20 protein-coding genes are annotated in these 22656 nt (G+C 48.4%); 4 read left to right on the forward strand and 16 right to left on the reverse strand.

Features of this window, described 5'->3' with window-relative positions; genetic code table 11:
• Positions 1-34 precede the first annotated feature (34 nt).
• Positions 35-886, forward strand: coding sequence for a pentapeptide repeat-containing protein (locus ACR32F_RS24295; RefSeq protein WP_440111571.1), 852 nt, complete (start codon positions 35-37; stop codon positions 884-886).
• 130 nt (positions 887-1016) lie between these two features.
• On the opposite strand, the gene ACR32F_RS24300 is transcribed toward ACR32F_RS24295, so the two are convergent.
• The 16 genes from ACR32F_RS24300 to ACR32F_RS24375 form a co-directional block, all read right to left on the reverse strand.
• On the reverse strand, positions 1017-1994 hold the full coding sequence (locus tag ACR32F_RS24300; protein ID WP_440111573.1) for a diaminopimelate dehydrogenase: 978 nt from the start codon (positions 1992-1994) through the stop codon (positions 1017-1019).
• A 190-nt stretch (positions 1995-2184) separates the two neighbouring features.
• Positions 2185-2790 carry a hypothetical protein gene (locus ACR32F_RS24305; protein WP_440111575.1) on the reverse strand — a complete coding sequence of 202 codons (606 nt, stop codon included), beginning with the start codon at positions 2788-2790 and terminating at the stop codon, positions 2185-2187.
• A gap of 39 nt (positions 2791-2829) precedes the next feature.
• Positions 2830-2973 (reverse strand): hypothetical protein, encoded by a 144-nt coding sequence (locus ACR32F_RS24310; RefSeq protein WP_440111577.1) that lies wholly within the window; start codon positions 2971-2973, stop codon positions 2830-2832.
• A 56-nt stretch (positions 2974-3029) separates the two neighbouring features.
• Positions 3030-4013 carry an alpha/beta fold hydrolase gene (locus ACR32F_RS24315; RefSeq protein ID WP_440111579.1) on the reverse strand — a complete coding sequence of 328 codons (984 nt, stop codon included), beginning with the start codon at positions 4011-4013 and terminating at the stop codon, positions 3030-3032.
• A gap of 271 nt (positions 4014-4284) precedes the next feature.
• Positions 4285-5040, reverse strand: coding sequence for an exodeoxyribonuclease III (locus tag ACR32F_RS24320; RefSeq protein WP_440111581.1), 756 nt, complete (start codon positions 5038-5040; stop codon positions 4285-4287).
• Positions 5041-5117: 77 nt separating this feature from the next.
• Positions 5118-5675, reverse strand: a complete 558-nt coding sequence (locus tag ACR32F_RS24325; RefSeq protein ID WP_440111583.1) for a GNAT family N-acetyltransferase — start codon at positions 5673-5675, stop codon at positions 5118-5120.
• Positions 5676-6071: 396 nt separating this feature from the next.
• Positions 6072-7916: an RICIN domain-containing protein gene (locus tag ACR32F_RS24330; protein ID WP_440111585.1), complete on the reverse strand. Its 1845-nt coding sequence runs from the start codon at positions 7914-7916 to the stop codon at positions 6072-6074.
• Positions 7917-8165: 249 nt separating this feature from the next.
• The gene (locus ACR32F_RS24335; protein ID WP_440111587.1) at positions 8166-9500 is read right to left on the reverse strand and encodes an AbfB domain-containing protein; all 1335 of its coding nucleotides are present in this window, start codon (positions 9498-9500) and stop codon (positions 8166-8168) included.
• Positions 9501-10050: 550 nt separating this feature from the next.
• Complete coding sequence (locus ACR32F_RS24340) at positions 10051-13188, reverse strand: beta-galactosidase (protein WP_440111589.1); 3138 nt, start codon at positions 13186-13188, stop codon at positions 10051-10053.
• A 138-nt stretch (positions 13189-13326) separates the two neighbouring features.
• On the reverse strand, positions 13327-14823 hold the full coding sequence (locus ACR32F_RS24345) for a glycoside hydrolase family 30 protein (RefSeq protein WP_440111591.1): 1497 nt from the start codon (positions 14821-14823) through the stop codon (positions 13327-13329).
• A gap of 83 nt (positions 14824-14906) precedes the next feature.
• Positions 14907-15752, reverse strand: a complete 846-nt coding sequence (locus tag ACR32F_RS24350) for a carbohydrate ABC transporter permease (RefSeq protein WP_440111593.1) — start codon at positions 15750-15752, stop codon at positions 14907-14909.
• Positions 15745-16632 carry a carbohydrate ABC transporter permease gene (locus ACR32F_RS24355; protein WP_440111595.1) on the reverse strand — a complete coding sequence of 296 codons (888 nt, stop codon included), beginning with the start codon at positions 16630-16632 and terminating at the stop codon, positions 15745-15747. Before ACR32F_RS24355 ends, ACR32F_RS24350 begins: the two co-directional genes overlap by 8 nt.
• A 101-nt stretch (positions 16633-16733) precedes the next feature.
• Positions 16734-18005 (reverse strand): ABC transporter substrate-binding protein, encoded by a 1272-nt coding sequence (locus ACR32F_RS24360; protein WP_440111597.1) that lies wholly within the window; start codon positions 18003-18005, stop codon positions 16734-16736.
• Between the two features lie 180 nt (positions 18006-18185).
• The gene (locus tag ACR32F_RS24365; protein WP_440111599.1) at positions 18186-19214 is read right to left on the reverse strand and encodes a LacI family DNA-binding transcriptional regulator; all 1029 of its coding nucleotides are present in this window, start codon (positions 19212-19214) and stop codon (positions 18186-18188) included.
• A gap of 164 nt (positions 19215-19378) precedes the next feature.
• A complete protein-coding gene (locus tag ACR32F_RS24370) occupies positions 19379-19945 on the reverse strand; it encodes a metallophosphoesterase family protein (RefSeq protein ID WP_440111601.1) in 567 nt (188 codons plus the stop codon).
• A 27-nt stretch (positions 19946-19972) separates the two neighbouring features.
• Positions 19973-20326: a hypothetical protein gene (locus ACR32F_RS24375; protein ID WP_440111603.1), complete on the reverse strand. Its 354-nt coding sequence runs from the start codon at positions 20324-20326 to the stop codon at positions 19973-19975.
• 93 nt (positions 20327-20419) lie between these two features.
• On the opposite strand from ACR32F_RS24375, the gene ACR32F_RS24380 reads away from it, so the two are divergent.
• From ACR32F_RS24380 to ACR32F_RS24390, 3 genes are all read left to right on the forward strand, one after another.
• Positions 20420-20794 (forward strand): iron-sulfur cluster biosynthesis family protein, encoded by a 375-nt coding sequence (locus ACR32F_RS24380; RefSeq protein WP_440111605.1) that lies wholly within the window; start codon positions 20420-20422, stop codon positions 20792-20794.
• 215 nt (positions 20795-21009) lie between these two features.
• Complete coding sequence (locus ACR32F_RS24385) at positions 21010-21438, forward strand: hypothetical protein (RefSeq protein ID WP_440111607.1); 429 nt, start codon at positions 21010-21012, stop codon at positions 21436-21438.
• A 203-nt stretch (positions 21439-21641) separates the two neighbouring features.
• Complete coding sequence (locus ACR32F_RS24390) at positions 21642-22523, forward strand: dimethylsulfonioproprionate lyase family protein (RefSeq protein ID WP_440111609.1); 882 nt, start codon at positions 21642-21644, stop codon at positions 22521-22523.
• Positions 22524-22656: the final 133 nt, after the last annotated feature.

Below are 22656 nucleotides of genomic sequence, written 5' to 3' on the forward strand. Positions count from 1 at the left end.
TAGCAAGTTTTTTAATTAAAGGAAGTGTTCAAAAATGTCTAACCAACCATTCAGTAGCCACCAGGCTACGCTTCATTTAAGCGCGGACTGCGAGCAATGTTTCGGTCTATGCTGTGTCGCCTTGCCTTATGGCAAATCATCGGACTTTGCTTTTGATAAATCCAGTGGCACACCATGTCCCAATCTACGTACTGATAACCGCTGTGGTATCCACACGCAGCTGCGTCAGAAAGGGTTTAAGGGTTGCACGGTATATGACTGTTTTGGAGCCGGACAGAAACTATCGCAAATTACATATGCGGGCAAAGATTGGCGGGATCATCCGGAATCCGCAACAGAGATGTTCGATTGTTTGCCTGTTATGAAGCAGCTTCATGAGATGATGAGTTATGTAAACGAGATGTTGCAGCGGCAAGAAACACAATCCATTCATTCCGATTTGCTGAAAGCGTACCAGGACACAGAGCGACTCAGCAATTTGCAGCCATCTGCCATGATACTTCTGGATATTCCTGCTCATCGTGCAGTCGTGAACGAGCTCTTGTTACAAGCAAGCGAAATGGTTCGTGCCAAGGTTCAACCCACCGCACACGGGAAATCCAAATCAAACATGCGTACCGGAAGAGACTTTCTGGGGGCGAATCTAAAAGGAGCCGATCTGCGAGGTGCAAGCTTCAGAGGTACCTTAATGATTGCTGCCGACCTTCGAAATGCTGACCTGAGAAGTGCCGATCTGATCGGGGCCGACATGCGGGACGCGGATCTGGGCGGAGCGGATCTAAGAGACAGTATCTTCGTGACACAATCCCAGATGAATTCGGCAAAAGGCAGTGCAAGCACCAAACTGCCAGCTCATCTGAGCATGCCTGATCACTGGGTGAAGTAGATTCCATTCAGAGGAGCCGAGCCCTACACACGCTCTCACTCACAGCAAAAGCAAACAGCCTGTCCTTCTATTTGAAGGACGGGCTGTTTATTATATAGCTTATGATGTGTCATAGACTACGGATTATAGATTACAGCAGGTCGCGGCGGAGTTCCTCAGCCGATTTGGGAGACAGGTGACCGAGTGGAATATCAAATACGGTCTTGGCACCCTTATGTCCTTCCACGCTCAGACGCTGTGCGGCTCTTGCATAAGCCACCAGCACACTTGCTGTGAACTCAGGGTTGCTGTCGAGCTTCAGACCAAATTCAACAATTTGTTTCTGCCCTGCACCTGTAACACCGCTGCGAATAACAAACCCACCATGCGGCATGCCTGCATGCTCAGCCTTCAGCTGCTCTTCAGTAATGAACGTCACCGTTGTATCGTAATCGGCGAAATAATTCGGCATCGATACAATTGTTTCACGAATTTCATCCTGATTCGCACCAGCTTCAGCCACAACATAACATTGACGCAGATGTTTCTCGCGTGTGGACAATTCTGGCGTTTCCCCTGCACGAATCCGGTTGATCACTTCTTCAACAGGTACGGTGTACTGAACACCAGCCTTAACGCCAGGAACACGACGAATCGCATCCGAATGACCTTGGCTGACCCCTTTACCCCAGAATGTATACTCTTTACCTTCAGGCAGGATCGATTGGGCGAGCAGTCGGTTCATGGAGAACAACCCTGGGTCCCAACCTGTGGAAATGACGCTCACATGGCCGCCTTCTTCTGCAGCAGCGTTAACTTCCTTATAGAATTCAGGGATTTTGGCATGTGTATCGAAGCTGTCTACCGTGTTGAACAAACGTGCAATAGCAGGTGTTTGCTCTGGAAGATCCGTTGCTGAACCCCCGCACAGAATCATGACATCAATTTTGCCTATGTATTGCTCAGCGGCAGAGATGTGCTCAAAACGAACCTCTGTACCTTCTGCAACCATCTGCTCCGGGTTACGACGTGTAAATACAGCAACCAGCTCCAGATCCGGGTTTTGGGTAATGGCTTTCTCTACACCTTTTCCCAGATTTCCGTAACCTACGATACCAACTTTAATCATGTTCAATCTCTCCTGTCTTCTTCTATAGTTGCGTACTTTATCTAGTATAATGATATAACATAACATGTAACTTGTCAGGTTTCCAGCTTCAAATAAAAATACCTTGCATCAGAGTAGCAACAGCGCTACTCTGATGCAAGGCAAGGTGCGTTTGATCTATTTTTCATGTATTTTAGATGAACCCATCATCTTATTTCACCTCAGATTCCGTCCAGGTCAACGTTAACTCAATGACGCCATCCTGGCCCGCCAGAAGTCCACCAATCAAAGACCAGGTTTCCTGTGTTTCTGGGTCAGTTCCCTGAATAATGATGTTTTTGTCATCAATCGTCTGACCTGCATCCGTCATCTTTTTGGCTTTGAAATAGTCCTTATACAGCTGGGTTACCGTCTTCATATCTTCTTCGGTGGAGAAGATCATCATGGCTGATTTCTTGCCCTCATTCTCACCGGAGTTGGCTAAACGGATTGTGGCATCTTCCGGGAGTGGGAAATCACTTGGCAAGTACTCCGGCATGTCTTCCGTTCCTGTAGCCGTTTCCCCACTGTTTCCTGATGCTGTACCTGCTGGTGCAGTTGTACCTTCCGTCTCCACGACTCCACTCGATGCTGTTTCACTCGTTCCCTTATTCACGGCATCATTCGTCGCCTGTTCGGATGTGCCCGATGAAACTTCGGTATCGACCTTCTCTGTCTCACCGCCAGGTTGTTCTGCTGAACTGCTGCAAGCACTCAGTGCAAGTGCCATCGCCAGTGCTGTACATACCATTAAATGTTTCTTCGGAATAACCATCATTACCACTCCTTCATATGGGTTTGTGTGTGATATTTCTTGTTATTTCTCAACCGAATGGATGACAGGTACCGCATTAACGGTGTTCTTGGCCCATACAGCCGATACCGTTAATACCGTCAAAGACAACAGGCAGCTTGCCACGAGTATAGACAGGAATCGGGTGACGACTCTAATTTTCTTCATCCATCCCTCCTCCTTATCCTTATCCTGTTGACCATCTGTTTGTTGGGTCATATTAGTCATAAATCACTGGACGACTTTACCATTTTCAAAATTTCGGCGGCTACAATGTCCGGCTGACTGTTATGTATATCATGTTTGGCGTTTAGCACAGTCCGCTGTGTTCCCTGTCTTGACCATGAAGCAAACTCCGCTTGATCTGCCTGCCATGCCCGACTGCTCTCATCAGGCTTCTCTGAACTAGCCGTCAAAATGCTTATCGGAAAGGAGAATTCTTTTTTATGATCAAGAACACAAGCTGCGTTCATCTTGGCGTTCCGTATCTCTTCCATCATGTTTTCATTGTAGGCATGTTTTAGCGTAGATATGGTTGCCGCCTTTTTCATCGGTTCCGTAACCTGATCAGGGTCAATGACCAGAGATGCCATCATGCGATCCGAATGCAGCAAGGTACGTGCGATTCCTGTTTTCACGAGAAAACGGGCTGAATCAAAATACCATTCCGATTTCCCCATCTCCACGGTGCTGTAATATTCAGGACTTCCTCCGTCGATCATGATCATGCCAACCACCTCATCGGGATACATCTGTGCATATCGGAGTGTCTCCAGAGAGCCCAGAGAGTGACCTACCATGATGTAAGGTGGGCGCTGACCGGATGTTCGCAGCAATTGATGGATTTCCTCTGCCATCGTGTCAATATCACGAGGTTGATCCGTGTAATCACTGTAACCGTAGCCGAACCGATCATACACCGCAATTTTCACCTGTGATTTCAACTTGTCATACAGCGAGCTAAAATCAACATAGGGATTGGGCGTACCCCAACCTGAAGCCAGAACCACGGTTGCATCCCCTCTACCCGTTGTGTATAGATGCATATTGCGACCACTCACCTCATAGAACTTGCCTGGCGGAGTGTAAGTCTTCATATCTTTTGCCGATTGATAAGCCTCATACGCGGTACCACCCAGCAGTAGAAGTCCCGTTGCCAGCATCAGACCGCCCAAACCCTTTAATCCTCTCCGTAAGCCCTTATTCATCGTTCACTTCCCCTTACTCCCCAATGTCATCTTCTATATGTATTATTCAATCCTACCCAAGAACTGGTGGAAACGGAACATCCAGGGTCCAGTTCTTTCCCCAACCAAAGTCCAGTCTCTCTCCCCTACCTGTGGCTTAGAAAATGACGGCCTGTACCTCTGGGCAGATACAGACCACGCGAAAAAACCGCAAATCTCCACTAGTGGAAACTCACGGTTGTTATGTCTTAATGGTTAAAAATATAGACTTCTTCCTGACTTGCCAAGATAGCTACAGTTGCAGGGTGAGGCCCACCGGGCAATGATCACTGCCCAGAACGTGACAGTCGATATGCGCATCTGCCACCTTCGGAGCCAGTTGATTGGACACGAGAAAATAATCAATGCGCCAACCCACGTTCCGTTCTCTTACCTTCGGCATATAGGACCACCAGCTATACACATCCGTACGGTCTGGATACATATGACGGAAGCTATCCACGTACCCCTCAGCGAGCAGATCGGTCATCTTGCCACGCTCTTCCAGCGTAAATCCGGAGTTCCCCATATTGGGCTTCGGATTCTTCAGGTCGATTTCCTGATGAGCTACATTCAGGTCACCGCAAACGATAACCGGCTTGGACTGCTCCAGTCCCAGCACGTAACCCCGGAATCGATCCTCCCATTCCAGACGATAAGGAAGCCGGGTCAGATCCCGCTTCGCGTTGGGTGTATATACATTGATTAGGTAAAAATGGTCAAACTCCAGCGTAATCATCCGGCCTTCCGGCTCGCTGTCCTCCTCAATCCCGTACCAGACGGATAACGGCTTGATTCGGGTAAATACAGCTGTTCCAGAGTACCCTTTTTTCACCGCATAATTCCAGTATTGATAGACGTCTTCTCCCAGATCCATCTCGATCTGTCCTGCCTGCAGCTTCGTCTCCTGAAGACAGAAAATATCTGCCTGACTTTCGTTATAATAATCCATGAATCCTTTGGTAACACATGCCCGTAATCCATTCACATTCCAGGACACCAGCTTCATATCCTCATCTCCTCACATCTCTCCAATATAGCATGAGCGAATTCAGAAGGACAAGGCTGACGCTTCCATCGTCTGACTTACATCTCACTTCTTAGCTTGGAGAACACCGCAAGATCAATGTATCTGCCCTTCTCAAACTCATGCTGTCGCAGTACACCTTCCTGCTGAAAACCAAGCTTGTGCAACAGTCGAATGGACGCCTTATTCTCCGGTTCCACTCTCGCTTCGATCTTGTTCAGTTGCATGTCCATGAATCCAAAGTGCAGAATAACACGCGCCACCTCCGTCATGACGCCTTTGCCCCAAAAGGCAGGGTGCAGATCGTATCCGATCTCAGCCCGGTTATGTACATCTTCATAGTTAAGAAACCCACAGGTTCCAATCACTTTCCCGGATTCACCATCTTCAATCATCCAGCGCAAACCAGACCGTTCCTTGAAAATCTTCGCATACCAGCTCATCTCTCCCAGCGCATCCTCCACAGATTCAAAGGGAGTCAACGGCATAAATTCAACAACAGCTTCGTCCGAATATAGTTCCAATAGATCTGGACCATCCTGTTCTTCTGCTGCGCGCAGAGTATAACGTTCGGTCTTCAATTCAGGAAATTTGTCAAACGTAAATCGATTGCTCATACTTCGTCTCCTTTGTCACATCCATAATACATTATGATATTTGCCTATCGTTATCATTACACTCCTATTCCTGGAATATAACCCCGACAGCCTGCTTGCTTACGCATTATGGGTATCCTAAGTTATTTTACTACGCTGAACCATATTTAACCAATTGGCACACTCTGACGGAGTTAGCGACTTGTTATGAAAGCTGTGCGTAAAACGGTTGGTTTGACGCACCAGAAGCATTGTATGGCGAAGCACACTTCCCCGGGTTCACGCTAATTGATCTGGGTAAAGCTCCTTTCTTGAACTGTACAGTGTTGGTTCCGAATACTGCATTTCAAGAAAGGAGCTCCATGACGAAAATTTTCCACGCAAGAAAGTACGCTCACTCAGGCTGTATATTCAACATTAATTTACCTTGACAAGACTCCACTGCTGATTGGCTCCACCATTATCAGCCCATTGGATCGTGGAGGCACCTGCGGTCAGGGACCCTTGATTGATATCTACCGTCAGACCGCTGTTGCGATTCACGAGTACAAGATATCCCCCAACATCTACAGGTAACCATTGCTGATTGTTGTCCCCATTTTCCTGCCATTGGATCAGAGCGGCTCCACCTTGTGTGGAACTCGAATTCACATCCAGCAAAAGCCCACTGCCCACATTGCGGATTTTATAATATCCATTGCCAGCAGACTCCAGCTTCCATTGCTGGTTGGCCGCTCCATTATCATTCCACTGAATGATCGTTGCACCCCCGGCAGAAGAAGCTCCGTTAACATCCAGTGCAAGTTCGCTGTTGCGATTGATCAGCTTGTAGATAGCCCCGGCTTCATATCCTGTGCTGCCATTGTAAGTTGCACCGGAAATGACGTAGGTTGTGACCGAATTGGCCTTGGCTGTAGCCGTAAACGTTTTGTTTTGAACCGGAATGTTGGTTAGCTGTTGCAAATTCTCTGTTGAAGAGGTGCGATATACTTGAGCAGACGTGCCTGCGTTGGTAAAGCGACTCAGATCATAGGTTACGGTTGTATCCGTTGATTCCGAATTGGTCGTGACCAGCACCACTTTGCCGGAATCTGCATCATAAGCCGCAAGGGTATTGGCATCACTCATGCCGATAATCTTGTATCCCGGACGAATAAATTTGCTGTAATTGCCCATCACATAATATTTCTGATTCACAGTATAACTGGTCGTTTGCGTATTGTTCAGCACGTTTTTGAAGAATCCCCAGCCTTCCGCGCTATCCACAGCTTGCCAGTATACCCACGCACTCGCGCCCATATTACGAATATCCTTGAGAATAGTACGTGACATGGTAAGTCCACTTGCATCCCCATCCCCGTATTCCGAGGTCCACAGATGTTTACCCGCAGACGTCGCTGTGTTGCGCAGAGAGGTGCGATTGCTTCCGCCGTACGTATGGGTGTTGATCTGACTGATCGCTGATTTGACCGCACTGCTGTAGCTGTTGAACGACACATTTGTATCATCCAGACTGTATTCTTCCGGCGCACTCAGCTTCGTGGACAGCCCTTTCGCATTCAGCGAAGCTTGTACCTGACTCAGAATCGTGTTCTGATCCGCCCGGTCAAAATGCATACCCTCCTGATCATTGCCCTGCTTCCACCAGGTCGAGATCGGTTCATTCAGCGGGGTTACGCTATCAAATGTGATCCCCCAGTTATCCCGGAAATGCTTCACAACCTCAGTCAGATAATCAGCAAAATCATCAACATAATCAGGCTTGAGGTTGTTACCTCCATTGGCTGCACCCGACACACCTCCACTGATCGTCATCCAGTAAGGTGCAGAGTTCGCAAAGGCTTCGATTACGTTCACGCCTTGTGCCTTGGCTGCTTGCAGCATATAGCGCTGATTCGCGTCAGCAGTCCAGTCATACACCCCTGGAGAAGGCTGGTAGCCTGGAACGGCTTTGCGATATTCGAGAATATTGGACGTTGGATTATCCCCGCCTCCAATGTTGTACCTCAGGATGTTCAGACCGAGTCCGGTATTCGTATTGAACATTTTTTCCACGTATTCATCCCGATTCGAATATTCTCCAACTACCTTGCCCCACCATGCGAGGGAGGTCCCCCATCCTTCCATCGTCTGATATTGCTTCGATGGATCGGCCACAGCCGTGTAAGCTCCTGCAGCAGATACCTCCGTACCGATACCGAGGCTACCTGTGATCAAACTACCTGCCAGCAGCAGCGAGCTCATTCGTTTTAACCATTTCATCCACTTCACTCCTTATGAATTTACACAAGCACTCCGATGTCAGAACAACTTTCCGATCGCTGTTATCCCCTAATTTTTTAATTATTCTTTAAAAGGGGAAAATCCGGGGATAGCGTATGCTTCCGATGCAGCTCTCTTCAGAAAGCTTATAGGCGCACGCTTCGCTTCTTCAAGTTATTTCTGCCCTCTCCGTTATCGTGTAAATGTATAGTTTAACTTATTTGTATTTTTCCAGAACACGAAAATACATTATTGCCCGATCTCTCGGAAGGTCGCGTCTGACTTATCAAGTGCGGTAACGACAGCTTCCAATCGCAGCACATTATTGTAATGTCTCAGATACAGGTTCGGGTTACTAAACGAGGCATATGATGTCCAACTGGCATTAGTAAGTCCATTCACGCGTTTGAATGTAGCATCATTACGAAACGCGGCGCTGCCGTCATTTTTCACCAGTGTTATGTTGCCATTGCTGTTCCGCAGGAAATAACCTGGATAGTTCAAGGACTCAAACGATATGCCCGTTGCATTCGCCAGTCCAGGAACGATACGGAACTGTGCATCTTCCGCTGGACTAACATTCGCATCCATTCGCGCCTGATAGTTATAATGACGAATGAAGCTGCCCGGCACATTGAATGACTCCAACTTGCGGATATCACCCGGCTGTCCGGACTCTTTCAAGACGGTCATATGCCGGACGAGTCCGGTAAGACCCGCAATCTCCTGTTTGGCACCCCAGGTCTGGAAGCCGTCAGCAGAGTCGCTGTAATAATATTTTTGTGTAGCATAACCGTCAAAGTAGATTCGCCATGAACCATTATCCAGCTGAACAAGCGCCGGACCTTCGACCCAAGAGCCCCAGCCTGCCCAATCCCCTGTCCCTTTAAAGGTATAAGGGCCGGTTAACGAAGTCGATGTCGCATATTCAATGTATTTGGTTGTCTCGTTCTTGGTAAAGGCATGATAGGTTGAACCCGTCTTCACGATAAAGATATCGATATAATTGGGAGCAATGCCTGCCAGTTCAGTAGGCGCAGACCATGAGGTAGACGCCAGATTGCTGCCTGAAGCGGTGATGACATAAGGTTTGAAATTCTCATAGTTGCCTGGCGAGAGGGACACGATAACATTCAGACTGCCGTTGCTGTCTTTGAACCATTCCGGTGCCCAGGTGTGTGCGATTGTGGTAGGTGTGGATAATGTAATGTTACGGACAAATGTCCAGTTTACCTTATCCGGGCTGGAGGCGATGCCGATGGTGTTACCTGACCAATTCGTGGTGTAGACGACGTAGTATAGGCCATCTGTGTGCTTCATGATGCTGGGATCGCGGATCAGATCGGCCGGAGGTGTATAGGCTGGCCCTTTCAGCAAACCATAGTGGGTTGCATTATACGATTCATAGATATACATATTGGACTCACTTGTGTTCGTAAAGGCGGATATCGTATAGACACTTGTTGCTGCTCTTGCTGTATTGGGGAATAACATAGTTAATAGAAGCAATGTTCCGAGCAGCAGAATCATTCCGGACTTGAAGCCGCTGAATCCTCTTGCTCTGTCTTTCCTCTTCGTTAACATCAGGTCATCTCCTTATCCATGAGTGATTGGAATGATTAATTAGAATAGAAATACCACATGGCTGAATAAACGTTATCTTGGAGTCATCCCTCTGTAAGCACACCTCACGACTATCTGTTCAAATTCCAATTACATGAAGCATCACTCCCTTCACAGATCATGGATGAACACTTCCCTTATATGTAAACGGTTACAACACATGAAGCTACAGTGTCATCTTTGCTCAATGTACAGACCTGAACACCACAGTTTCCCCATCCCCTTAGCCCAATTCACTCACAAGACTGGTTCCGAAGATTCACGAACCCGGGTTATTTTGACTAAGAAAATGAGGTGGTATGACTGCGGTAAAAGGTACGTTTATGCGCTATGTGATGCTATTTCTGAGTCCTAATCCATTGCTCGTTGATTTATCTCCGCCATGCTAATGTGAATTAATTGTACTAGGACTCATTTCTACAAAAGGCTGCTCTTAACTTGAACTATCTCGATTTAGTTATCGTTCCCAAGCATAGTTGAATCGGTGAGACAGGTTCAGTCAATACATGATCTACTCCACCACAACCCACGGATAACGGGATAACGCATCCAGCAGGAATCGTACTCGTTCTGGCGTTCTGCCTTCTTCGTCGAATAAAAGTAGTTCATTCTCTTCCTGTAGCCAGGCTACTGGAATCTTGTAATCCTCTTGCGGACCAATCTGCCAATATCGGCCCAGATGATGCCCGTTCAGGTGAATGGTTCCTTTGCTCATCCCGGTCAGGCGAAGCATCAGGTTCACCTTATAATACTCAGATACTACAGGCTTGGCGAAACGCCAGCGGTACCAGAGCGGCTGACCGTACAAGCCTTGTTCCCGAAGGAGATTGGATGTAGAGTGAGAGTTCTCGCTCAGCGACGCACTTGAGATCCCATCACCCGAGGTATGGGTCACCAGATTGGCAGTACAATTGCCACCTTTGGCGATACCATGCTGCGCTGCACGCTGGATTGACCCCTGTGCTCCAGGATGGACCGATCCTTGTCCTGCCTCGTAGCTCTCCCATTGTTGCGGAAGCAATGCATCCGTCCCTGCCATACGCCAATCCTTCAGTTCTCCCTGACTCGGATACGTGATCAGTTCCAGTCGATTCAATGGTGAGCGGCTATACGGCATTTCCAGCGTATTCGTCTCTCCGGGTCTGATATAGAGGGATATATCCAGCGTCTGAAACGCAAACCAATCCTGATATCCTTCCATTGGAACTTCGATGCCATTGATAAGAAGTCCTTTACTCAGAGCACCCACGAGAATCGCCCGATCCATGCCATCCAGCGTAAAGCTTCTGCTCAGAAGTGGAGACCCTTGGAGAGAGTTCACCTCATCGAGATGCACAAGTCCACTCTCCGTACGCCAATTCCGACGAATATCCTGAACTTTGCCATCCAAATACACAGCACCAACCAGACCTTTACTCTCACCCAAATACGGAGAGAAGTTCAATCTGCCCATATGCTGCACCAGAATCTGAAGTGTGTTCTGCCCTTGCGCTACCTGTAACTGCACACCTGCGGCACCTACCTGACGCACTAATGCCTGCTGAACACCATTAACGATGATTCTGGCAGTATCCTGGATATTCGGCAAAATAAGGCTGGTGATTCCTTCGGTTGGACTTCCAAAATCACATTCGTACAACAGATAACCAAAATCTTGTCCATATTGGGAAAAGTCCTCCGGTTGTGCACTCGTCGAGCGCTGCTTCGCGGTTAACGAAACACGTGACAGCTCCGGAGAAGCAGGCAACGTTGGTGCAATCGGCGAAGTCCATGGATGCTGCTGCTGCTGCTGTATTCCTGTAATAGACTCCTGAATCGGCCCATTCGGTACAGCTGGTGAAATGGATGGAGTTGGTGTATTGCGCCCCTCTGGATTCAGCTTATCGTACTGTACACTGTTCTCCTCGTTGGCAAAGAACTCGCGACCTGTTAACGTTCGTTCTCCATCGGTCCAGTCACCAAGTAGCGTAATTGTGCGATCCGGATCCGTGATCATGCCCTTGACCTGACCAGATGGCAACACGTCCACGTCATCGAACCCAATTGCATAACGTAGTCCCTTCTTATCTGTTGCTTCCAATCGCCATGTTCGATTCATCGTCTCTTGATCCAGAATGACGAAACGGATCGGTGTGCCGTTTGCTTCCAGTTGGATCATTCCCGGTTCTTGGAAATGGAACAGATCGAAGCGGTATACGTTCCTTGCTGAATCATGTTCGACCAGCACTTGCACCGTACTACCCGTGACATTCAATACCCCGGCTTCCAATTCAACAACAGAACGCTGCCCTGCAGTAGCCACGATGAACAAGGTCAATTCTCCGTTTATCATTTCATTGCCCGTAATCATCGTACCCGCAGTCAGATATACGTGTTCAGCAATCGGTACCCGGTCCAGCAACAGAACAATCTGACCCGGATTCAGCGATACAGGAAGAGTTCTGCCTTCTTCCAGCGTAATGTGCATCGTCTCGCGTTCATCCTTGTGACTCTCTAGAAACCAGATCTTCCGGTTGCCAGCCAGCCTGCCTCGCACAGACACCCCTTCAGGATGACGTACCTGGTTCTGTTCAGCAGGGATTTCTTCTGTTTCCATGATCAGCGCCCCAAATGCATGAACGAAATAGGACAGATTCTTCGTGACAGCATATTTCGGTGTCACTCGTCCATACTCGTTCAGGGGTGCATCGTAGTCATAGGACGTAATCATGAAAATATCGCTGCTACCCATCGTTCTGCCGCCATATCCACCGAAATTCGTGCCGCCGTAGAACATGTAATGGCTGATTCCGGTATATCCGGCACGCAGAATTTCCATGATGCGTCTCTCCAGCAATGGCGCCGTCTTCTGAATGGCCGAAGGCCCTCCCCAGTTCTCGAACCATCCGGTCCAGAATTCCGTGACCATCTTGGGAGTGTCCGGCTGTTTGGCTTGAAGTTTCTCATAATGTCCGTCGGCACCCGACCAGAAATTGGCCCCTTCAATCGTGCCTTCTGCCCCGCCAACACAAGTGATCAGCGGCACGTCAATGCCCCGCTGCAGCAATCCATCCCTCAGCGTATTCATATGAGAACTTGCCGCGGCATCATCCATCAGATATCCGTATTCATTCTCCACCTGAACGAGAATGACCGTTCCTCCGGCGGATAACTGGCGCTCACGAATGATCGGCACGAGCCGATCAAAGTACAGGTTCACATAGTGCAGATACGTCTCATTATTTTCCCGGAATTTCACTCCGTCTTTCGTACCGAGCCAGTATGGAAAACCGCCAAAATCCCATTCCGCACAGATAAACGGGCCCGGACGCGCAATGACCCACATACCCAGTTCTGCGCACAGATCCAGAAATGCTCCACAATCATTATCCCCTTCGAAGGACCACTGTCCTTCTTCCGGCTCATGCACATTCCACGCAAAGTAGGTGTCGATGCAGTTCATGCCGGCAAGCTTCGCCTTCAGCAGAACCTCACCCCATTCCTCCTTCGGCATGCGGAAATAATGGATCGTGGCACTGTTCAGAAATACACGCCTACCGTTCAGGAAGAAGCTGCGTGCATCGTATGTCAATTCGGATTGAACACCATTCTCAGCCCCTGTGATGTTCTTCTCCTGTTCCTGGAGCAAAAGGGATGTTTTCTCTGTCACTGTAATCCCCCTCCTTCTCTGTATTGAAGTTCATATGTCCTGTGGTTCATTTACAATATAGGTGAGCCGTATCCGTTGAACTAAAGAAGATTTACACTGGCACTACGATGACAGAATAACTTTAAAAGGTCGCTATTATCAGTTCGCCTGCAATGTCACGCCTTCCAGTACAACCGTTGTAATGGAATTGTCTGCCGTAGGCACCTCAAGTCCGTTGGCATACACCGGAATGTCTTCAAGCTGTTCCATATTTCGATCAGGTGAAGTCTGGTATACCTGAGCGGTGGATGATTTTCCATATTCAAACCCTGCCAATTCAAACGCCGTAGTCCCTGCTGACAATTCATTGCGAATGACCAGCACCAGTCTCTTCGCGTCTGCATCATAAGCAGCCAAGGTGCGTCCTGCATCGGTTGGAATAATTGTTGCACCCGGACGAATGTACTTCGTAAACTGGGCCATGCCATAATACTGCTTGGTCATCTCATACTGCTCTTCTCCGTTAAAATTGGCATGAATGAAGCCCCAGTTATTATTGGCGCCTTCATCTTCAACGGCCTGCCAATATACCCAGGCAGATGGCTGCATGATTTTCAGATCGAACATGATCCGCTCTGCCAGTTCCTGCACCGAGGTCATATCCTCATGACTGTGCGGCTCACTGCCGCCTGTTCCGTACTCGGACATCCACAGCTTCTTGCCATATCGCTCTGCCAGCGTGCGCAGCTCTTCCATTTTGCTACCATTATAGGAATGGGTATTGATCTGCTGGATCACGTCCAGCGTATCCTGATCATAGAGGCTGAAATTGAGCACCGTTTCGTCAATGCTGTTATCATCTGCGGCACTGATGACGGTACCGTCCAATCCTTTACTCTTCAACGATGCTGCTACTTTCTTAATAATCTCGGCCTGCTTCTCGTTGGTAAAATGACTGCCTTCCTGCATATTGCCTTTCTTCCACCAATCGGAGGAAGGTTCATTCAGCGGATTCAGTGTGCGGAAAGTGATCCCCCACTCGTCCCGATAATGCTTCACAACCTCTGTGAGATAATCGGCAAACGCATCATACTGATCGTCACGCAGGTTATTGCTCCCATCCACGGCTCCTGTAACGGATCCACTGATCGTCATCCAGTAGGGTGGGGAATTGGAAAATGCTTCGGCAATGTTAACTCCGCGCTCCATCGAGCCCTTTAGTACAGCCCGCTGACCTGCATCGGCATCCCAGTCCCACTCACCCGGTTCAGGCTGGAAGCCAGGTACATCACCGCCGGGTCGAAGGGCCTTCATCTCCGGATTTTCCTCACCGCCAATATTGTAGCGGACGATGTTCAGACCCAGCCCTTTCTCCGGGTCGAAGACCAGATCCATCACTTCACTGACCTTGGCCTGGTCTTTCCATCCGCCCAGATCGTTGGCCCACCATGCAAGGGACGTACCCCAGCCTTCAAAATGATCATAGGACTGATCCATCATCAGACGTACCGGTTCCTCTTGAAATACAAGTGTTTTGGATGATTCATTGGCAAAATGATTGATAACAATTCCTCCTCCTGCCAGCAGGGCAATCAGGGCCACACCCATGAGGATATAACTCCGTTTGCCTCTGCTGCGTTTTTCTATATGCGCCATGGTCTATGCAATCCTTTCTCCATGTACGATGATTACATCCTTTGAACTTCACAACAGCTTCAATCCATGCATACACCAGCTGTTTACTTGATTCCGCTGCTTCCGCCGCTAATGTTGGCCTCATAGACATAACGCTGTCCGAACAGATACACCAGCACCATCGGAATGGTGAGGAACAGGGAAGCGATCATGACCAGATTCCATGGCGGAATCTGTCCGCCACCAACAGTGGTCAACAGCTGCACACCGAGCGCCAGTGGCATTTTCTCCGGATCATTGATATAGATGAGCGGCCCCATGAAGTTCCCCCAGTTATAGGAGAACGAGAAAATTGCAATGGCAGCCAGAATTGGATAGGTCAGCGGCATGATGATCTTCCAGTAGATTCCCGGATGTCCCATACCGTCGATCATGGCAGCTTCATCCAGTGATTTTGGAATACTCATGACAAACTGCCGAATCAGGAATACGTTGAACGCCCCGGCGAAGAAGCTCGGTACGATCAGCGGGTAGAATGTATTAATCCAGTCCAGATGACGGAAGATGATGAACTGCGGTACCATCGTAACCTCACCCGGAATCATCATCGTACTGAGCAACACAATAAACAGGAAACGGCTGCCCTTCGCCTTGATTCGGGCGAAGCCGTAGGATACGATCGAAGCCGACAATACCGAACCAACGATGGTGAATATGGTAATGATGACTGAATTTTTGAGATACGTTCCAAGATTGTTATTCGTGAAGATGGTATAGAAGTTCGACCATTGGAACTCCAGCGGTACGAAGGTAAAAGCTGACTTGACGGTTGTTGCGTCACTTGCCAGTGCAATGGAGATCATGTACAGGAAAGGCGAAGCTAGCAGCACCCCGACCAGAATCAGAAAAATATAGGATATCGTCTTCTCCACAGTCGATGGATTACTCATTGGCTTTTCCCTCCTCGTAGTGCACCCATAGCGCCGATGAACGGAATACCACCAGGGTCAACGCCATGATGATGATGAATAGCACCCAGGCAATGGCCGATGCATATCCCATTTTGTAGAATTGGAATGCATTCTGGAACAAGTAGGGAACGACCATCTGGCTTGAATTGTCAGGCCCCCCGGCCGTGACGATGAACACCTGCGCGAAGGTCTGGAGCGCTCCAATCATACCGGTCACGAGATTGAAGAAGATGACGGGCGTCAGCATTGGAAATGTAATATGGAAGAAGGATTGTGTACTCTTCGCCCCATCGATGGCAGCGGCCTCGTACAGCTCCTGCGGAATGCCTTTCATACCCGCGAGCAACAGGACGACCCCACCACCAACACCCCATAAGGACATGAGAATCAACGCTGGCTTAACCCAGTTCGGGTCCAGCAGCCAGGCAGGACCTTGAATGCCGAATAGAGCAAGCGCCTGGTTAATCAACCCTTCGGTTGGCGCCAGCAGATGAATGAAGAGCAATGAGCTCGCCACCACCGGCACAACGGAAGGCAGATAAAACAGGATACGGAAGAAGGTAATCCCTTTGATCTTCTTGTTCAGGTAATACGCGATCCAGAGGGAAATGGACATCCCCAGCGGAATCGATATCAGGGCATAGAAGAACGTATTGCCCACCGACTTCCAGAAGATCGGATCATCGGTCAACAGCGTTTTGTAATTGTCCACGCCGATGAATTCAGGAGACTGGAACAGATCCCAATTGGTGAAGCTCATGTAGATGGAAAACAGGATTGGACCCAGAGTAAGCCCAAGGAACCCGATCAGCCAAGGCGAGATGAAGATGTAGAACCATTTCCCGTCCTTTTTTCTCACGTTAAGCCCTCCCATGACGAAGCGAGCAGACGGAACCCGGGTTCATGCCGAATTCCGTCTGTCCCCTGTCGATGCTATTTATGCATGTTCAGAAAGAACCTCTATTTGTAGAGTCTTTCCAGTCCACTCTGAATCTCGGTCAATGTATCATCCAATGAAGCTTTATTGTTGAAGAAGACACCCAGCTTGTCATTAATCAGCTTCATCATTTCATTCCACTGTGGATTGAACGGTTCAGCATAGATTTTAGACTCGCTGAAAGCAGCCATGTTGATTTTCTTGCCGCCATATTCTGCATTGAGGAACTCATCGCTGGACAGACCCGCCTTCGTTGCCGGAGCATCCTGACCTGCTTTGATCATTGGCATCTGCGCTTCAGGTGTCGTCAGTGCTTCAATGATCTTGAAGGCCTCTTCTTTATGTTTGGACGCGTTTGTAATCGTGAAGCCGTTGAAAAATGCGTTCGTTTCGCCCCATACCGGGGAGATATCCCAATTGATGCCTTCCACCTTGGCAAGTGAACCAATATTCCAGAATCCTGTCGTCTCCATCGCAATCTTGCCTTGGGCGAACAATGGGTCAGCTCCGATATTTCCCATGTCGGCTATTTCCGTTGGTGTTGGTCCAACACCATGCGTGAAGGTCAGGTCATTCATGAATTGCAGCGCTTTACGAACAGGTTCGGTATTAAAAGTTGGTTTGCCGCTCTCATCGAACAGTGAACCACCGTTTTGGTAAATCAATTGCATCCATTGCGGCCACCAGCTCCCTGGGTAGTAACCCCATTGAACCGTCTTGCCATTCTCCTTCACCGTCAGCTTCTGAGCAGCGGCGAGCAAATCCTCCTGAGTCCAATCCTTGGTTGGATATTCCACCCCGGCCTTGTCGAACAGATCCTTGTTATAAAAGAGCACCATCGCGCCTGCACGATCCGGCATACCGAACTGTTTGCCATCATATTTCATCAGGTTCGCGATATCATCGGAATAGCGCTCGGACATGTTCACATTGTTCGCCTTGATCATGTCATCCAGTGGAACAATCTGATTTTTGGAGGCGTACGCCTGATAGTTCTCGGCAATCATCATAATGTCCGGTGCAGTTCCCCCGGCGATCATCGTTTGTACCTTCTGGTCATAGTCCCCGGCTACCACGTTCAGCTTCACGTTAATATCGGGATACGTCTGCTTCACAATGTCGAGTCGCTCCTGATAAATCTTCTTCTCATCCTCCGAGCCCCAGATCGTCATGCTCAGATCAACCTTGCCACCGGACTCATCGGAAGAACCGCTGTTACTCCCGCTGCTACAGGCTGTCAGACCCATTACCATGACCAGCATCAATAACGAAATGACCTTAAGACTTCTTCTCATACGTTACGCCCCCTTGAACTAATGAATGGATATCCGCAATGAAACCCGTTTCATGAAATGGGTTTCATTAAGCTGAAACATAAAACCCGTTCCACTTTATGAAAGGGGTTTCATTCACGCACTCATTATATTTCACTCTTCGAGAGAATGTCAACGCTTTCTTTTCCAAATACAGGCCCTTTATCTTGCAGCAGGTCCTGTACTTTGACGAATAATTAGCTCCGGTTGCAGAATGATCTGCTTCTTCGGTTTACCTTGATTAATCAGCTCATGCAGCACATCCACAGCCTGTTTGCCAAGCTGATACGTATTCTGGGATACGGTTGTCAGTTCCGGTATAACGGCACTGGCGAGAGGGGTGTCATCGTAACCCACGATGGATATATCCTTCGGAATCGACAGCCCATGTTCAATCGTGGACTTGATCGCACCAATCGCCGTATTGTCATTGACGCAGATGACGGCGGTTGGCGGATTGTCACGATCCAGCAGTTTGGACATTTCGCGTTTGCCATCGTCGATGGAGAAACTGCCGAGCAATTGCCGCTCTTTCGGAATTTCGAGTCCATGCTCGCGAAGTTTCTTTTGTACAGCTCTGACCTTGACCATGGTGGTGGATAACTCTTTCAAACCGCCTACAAAGGCAATATCCCGGTGCCCCAGTTCAAGCAAATGCTCAGCAGCCAAGGCTGCCCCTGCCCCTTCATCCGTGTACACCCGGTGGAACCCGCCTTTGGCAATATTGCCATTGACCAGCACAATCGGCATACGCTTGCCCATATCAATTAATTCCTGAGCCATGTCATCCGGGCAGACCTGCATGTTGATTCGTCCGCCGAGAAAAATAATGCCGTCTACCCGCTTCTCTCGCAGGATGGACAAATATTCAGATTCCCTGTTGTAGTCCCCTGCCGTATTGCACAGAAAGAACGTATACCCCAATCCGCGCGCCTCGTTCTCCGCGCCCCAGAAGACTTCCGGGAAAAAAGGATTGGTAATGTCCGGCAGGATGATAGCGATGGTGCCCGTCTCTTTCTTGATCAGACTGCGCGCCTGTGCGTTGGGCTGAAACTGGTGTTTTTCAATGATGGATATAATCTTCTCCCTGGTGCTTGCACGCACAGGTGCTGTATCATTCAGCACTCGGGAGACGGTCGATACAGATACGTTCGCTTCCTTGGCGATGTCATATATGGTGATCGGTGTCATAAGCGGAACCTTCCTTTTTCTCTAATTTTCCCTATTTTCCCTGCTTATCATACCAGATAAGGAATGGTGATGAAATGGGTTTCATATATAGGCTGCGAGGACATGAGGAGAGACTTCACCAAGACACCGCAAAATAAGAAAACCTCACCTCCGTCAACCATTGCCTAACGTGTCAAAATAAACAGCTTGCTGTCGGCATTCACAATCTGTGTGCCGTTGCTCAGCTCTACCAACGACGTATCCCAATGCGTATGTCCGCTGAACACCACCGTCTCCGGCCCGGCCTCCAAGGCCTGCCGGATGAGCGGTTCGCCCATAAGCCCAAGCTCGGCGATGCCCGGGCTTTGGTGCAAAAGCAGGCAATCCGGCTGCTGTTTCAGCAGCTTGCTCACGGATTGCAGGTACGGCTCTGCCGGCAGCCGGTTCGGCTTGTCCGGCCTGCCGATGATGCCGCCCAGGCCTGCGATGCGCAGCTGCCGGGGCTGGGCGGCACTTGACGTAGGGCCACCCGTTGGGAGGCCTGCGTTAATTATTGCGGCTGGGCCATCCATGTAGTGGATGCCCTCGCCGCTGTGCAACCGATGAGCATCTGCTTCATCGGTGAGATCGTGGTTGCCGTGCACGCCGGCAACCCAGCCGAAGGCTGCCCTGAAGGCGAGCCAGACGGGAACCGGATTGCCGCTGGCTCCCCTTTTCCCGCGCAGGGCATACAGGTCCCCACACAATAGCACGCCTATCCGCTCCGGATCGAGCTGGGGTCATTCCACTTCCAGCAACAACCGGACATAAGCGGGCAGAACTTTGCCAAGAAGTTGATCCTCAAAAGCATCGTGCATATGGTCGTTGTCAAGTTCGGCAGTCCTTCCAACGCTGTTGTACATCCCCTCATGAGAACCCATCTCTCCGCCAAATGTGGCATCATTCTTCCGCTCCGTAGCAGGCACAATCCCTTGCAGATCCGAGGTCACAATGAGCGCATCCACACCGTCCGGCAGACCCGTGACTGTACCATGATAGATCGGCAGTTGTGCCTCGACCACTTCCCCTCCGGGGATGGCATTCAGATAAGTGAACTGTTCGATGGGCTGATCGTCCAACGTTAATATTCTCATGGGTCATGCCTCCTTTCCTTTATTTTACCTTCTAATCTGCATTCATGGTCCATATATTAAAATGTAAGCGAATTTAATGGAGATTAGAGGAGTGTGAACGACGTCATGATCATTCAAGTCAGTCCGCTGGCAGAAGCAAGACTTACTGAAAAGCTGGGAGATCGGCCAGGCTATTTCAAATTGTTTTATGATACCGATGGATGCGGTTGTGACGGAATTGCGGTACTTCTGATCTTGAACGATCCCGATAGCGATGATATTGCCGTAGAAGCAGGTTCGCTTCCTTTTCTCATCAATAAACAGCAACAGATTTACTTTGAACCATGTCTGCGTCTGCAATCCGAGAACAGTTTCCCTTCGTTCCGTCTAAGCAGTGATTCCATGATCTACGGCAGCAATGTCAAGGTTCACGATCTTCGGGATACGGCAGACATGGCTCCTCAGCCCACCGGATGGTTCGTACGATAAACGTTGAATAAGCAATACGGTCAAAACCTTCCTACCCCAGATGTGTCATGGGGCGGAAGGTTTTTTATAACATTTCAATTAAATTCATTAGCGAATTTTTTTGTGAACATTTCATATTCGTGCAGTCCCTCTGTACCTCTGCCGCCCTAATTCCAACAATTTTTCAGCAGTTCGTTGCATCCCTCTCTAACCATATTAAAGGAGAAATGAATGTTATGATGAAGTTACCCACGATTCTGAACGTAGTCCGCATTTTGTTGAGTGTTAAAGTTATATACCTTATCGTTGCTTTCAGTGTGTTCCTCTATATTTTCAGTCAAAATCCTGAAGCTTTTGCGGGTTATCAAGTTAACGGAAATGATTTGATTAATCTCTCTAATGAAATTACTGGCAGAATCATATTTTTGATCGGTCCTAGCTTACTTGCTGTCATTTTCATCACCAAACGAAAGTTTAGATCCACTGTGACGTTCCTGAGCATCGCTTTATTTCTCGGCCTATTGAATGAAGGACTATTAACAGGACTTATTCAACTATTCGCCTTGCTGGTTGTGCTGTTACATCGACCAAGCAAGATATTCTTGAAACGTCAGGATTCAGATGATCTAGAGACAAAGTACATCGCCAAGAAGAGTCTGACTTAAATGTCAGGTTCTCATTTCAATAACTGAGGGTGATGCTGGCATCTTATTCACTCCTCATAAGATCATTTGTTTGCATTACATGCGAACAATCGTTCTTTATTCAAGTGGAAAATCAAACAAAATCGCATGTTTGTGGTAGTATATGCCTAAGGGTAATAGACCCTGATTGTCCTTTATTATGACAATATATAGAGGATTAGTTAATGTTAATGTTTGTGAGAATAATGATCTTTTTTCACTTTGATTGTATTGTTTATACTGGAAATAATAGTTTCTTTGGCCAGGAGTACGGAAATTCTAAACGGATGTTTCCAGGTTCAGTAGCAAGCTTTGTCTTAATTAGAGTAGCATCGTCAAGATCATTTTTCGCCAAGTTCTTGGGGATCAAGCAAGAAGAAAATTCGGATTTCACTTTTGTTTATTGGAGGTTGAATAACACCATGGAAGAGATAAACAGGTTGATAGACACATTCTTAAATCAGCTACACAGACGTCTCGAACATTATGAGACCAACGATTCCGACATACTCGACGAGATAAGCCAAATTTTGCAGGTGTGGCCTGTGGTGCCAAGCTCTGGAAAACTTCCCAGTCCACAAGGATCACCCGTCGCTAAGTATCTCGATATTGCATTGACACTTGGTGATACCGGTGCGGAGTCAAGCCTTGCGGCAGCTATCAGGCCTTTGGCACCATTCCTCCACTGGGCCTTCGGTTATCCACCACATCCGCTACATCCAAACCTAGAATCACATGTATCTTTCGCGCAAATTATCGGACCGGAAGATCTGGGAAGGGCTGACCACTTGCTCATGGGACTTACCTTATTAGCTCCTGAAACGCTTTATCCAGCACATGTGCATCCTGCTAATGAAATATACATACCCATAGGTGGGACAGGGGTTTGGACAAAAGGCAGCGAACAGCCAACACCAAGAGCACCCGGATCTTTTATTCTTCATCAGAGTGGGATGGTTCACACAACTGAATCGAAGCTCGATCCAGTCTTGGCGCTTTATATCTGGCGAGGTGACCTTATAACGTCATCAAAATTCTTCATAAATCCAGAAAAATCATCTGGATAATGGATTACTCGATGCAAGCCCCATTTTTGTTCGTGTTGACAATTCATGCGATGAACAACTAACTCCTACAGGAGTAGAAGTATCCACCGATCCTGTACGAGCTAAGATAAGCACGGCAAAAGGTCCTATGTGG

Source organism: Paenibacillus hebaui (assembly GCF_051934385.1).
In the GTDB taxonomy this organism is placed as follows: domain Bacteria; phylum Bacillota; class Bacilli; order Paenibacillales; family Paenibacillaceae; genus Paenibacillus.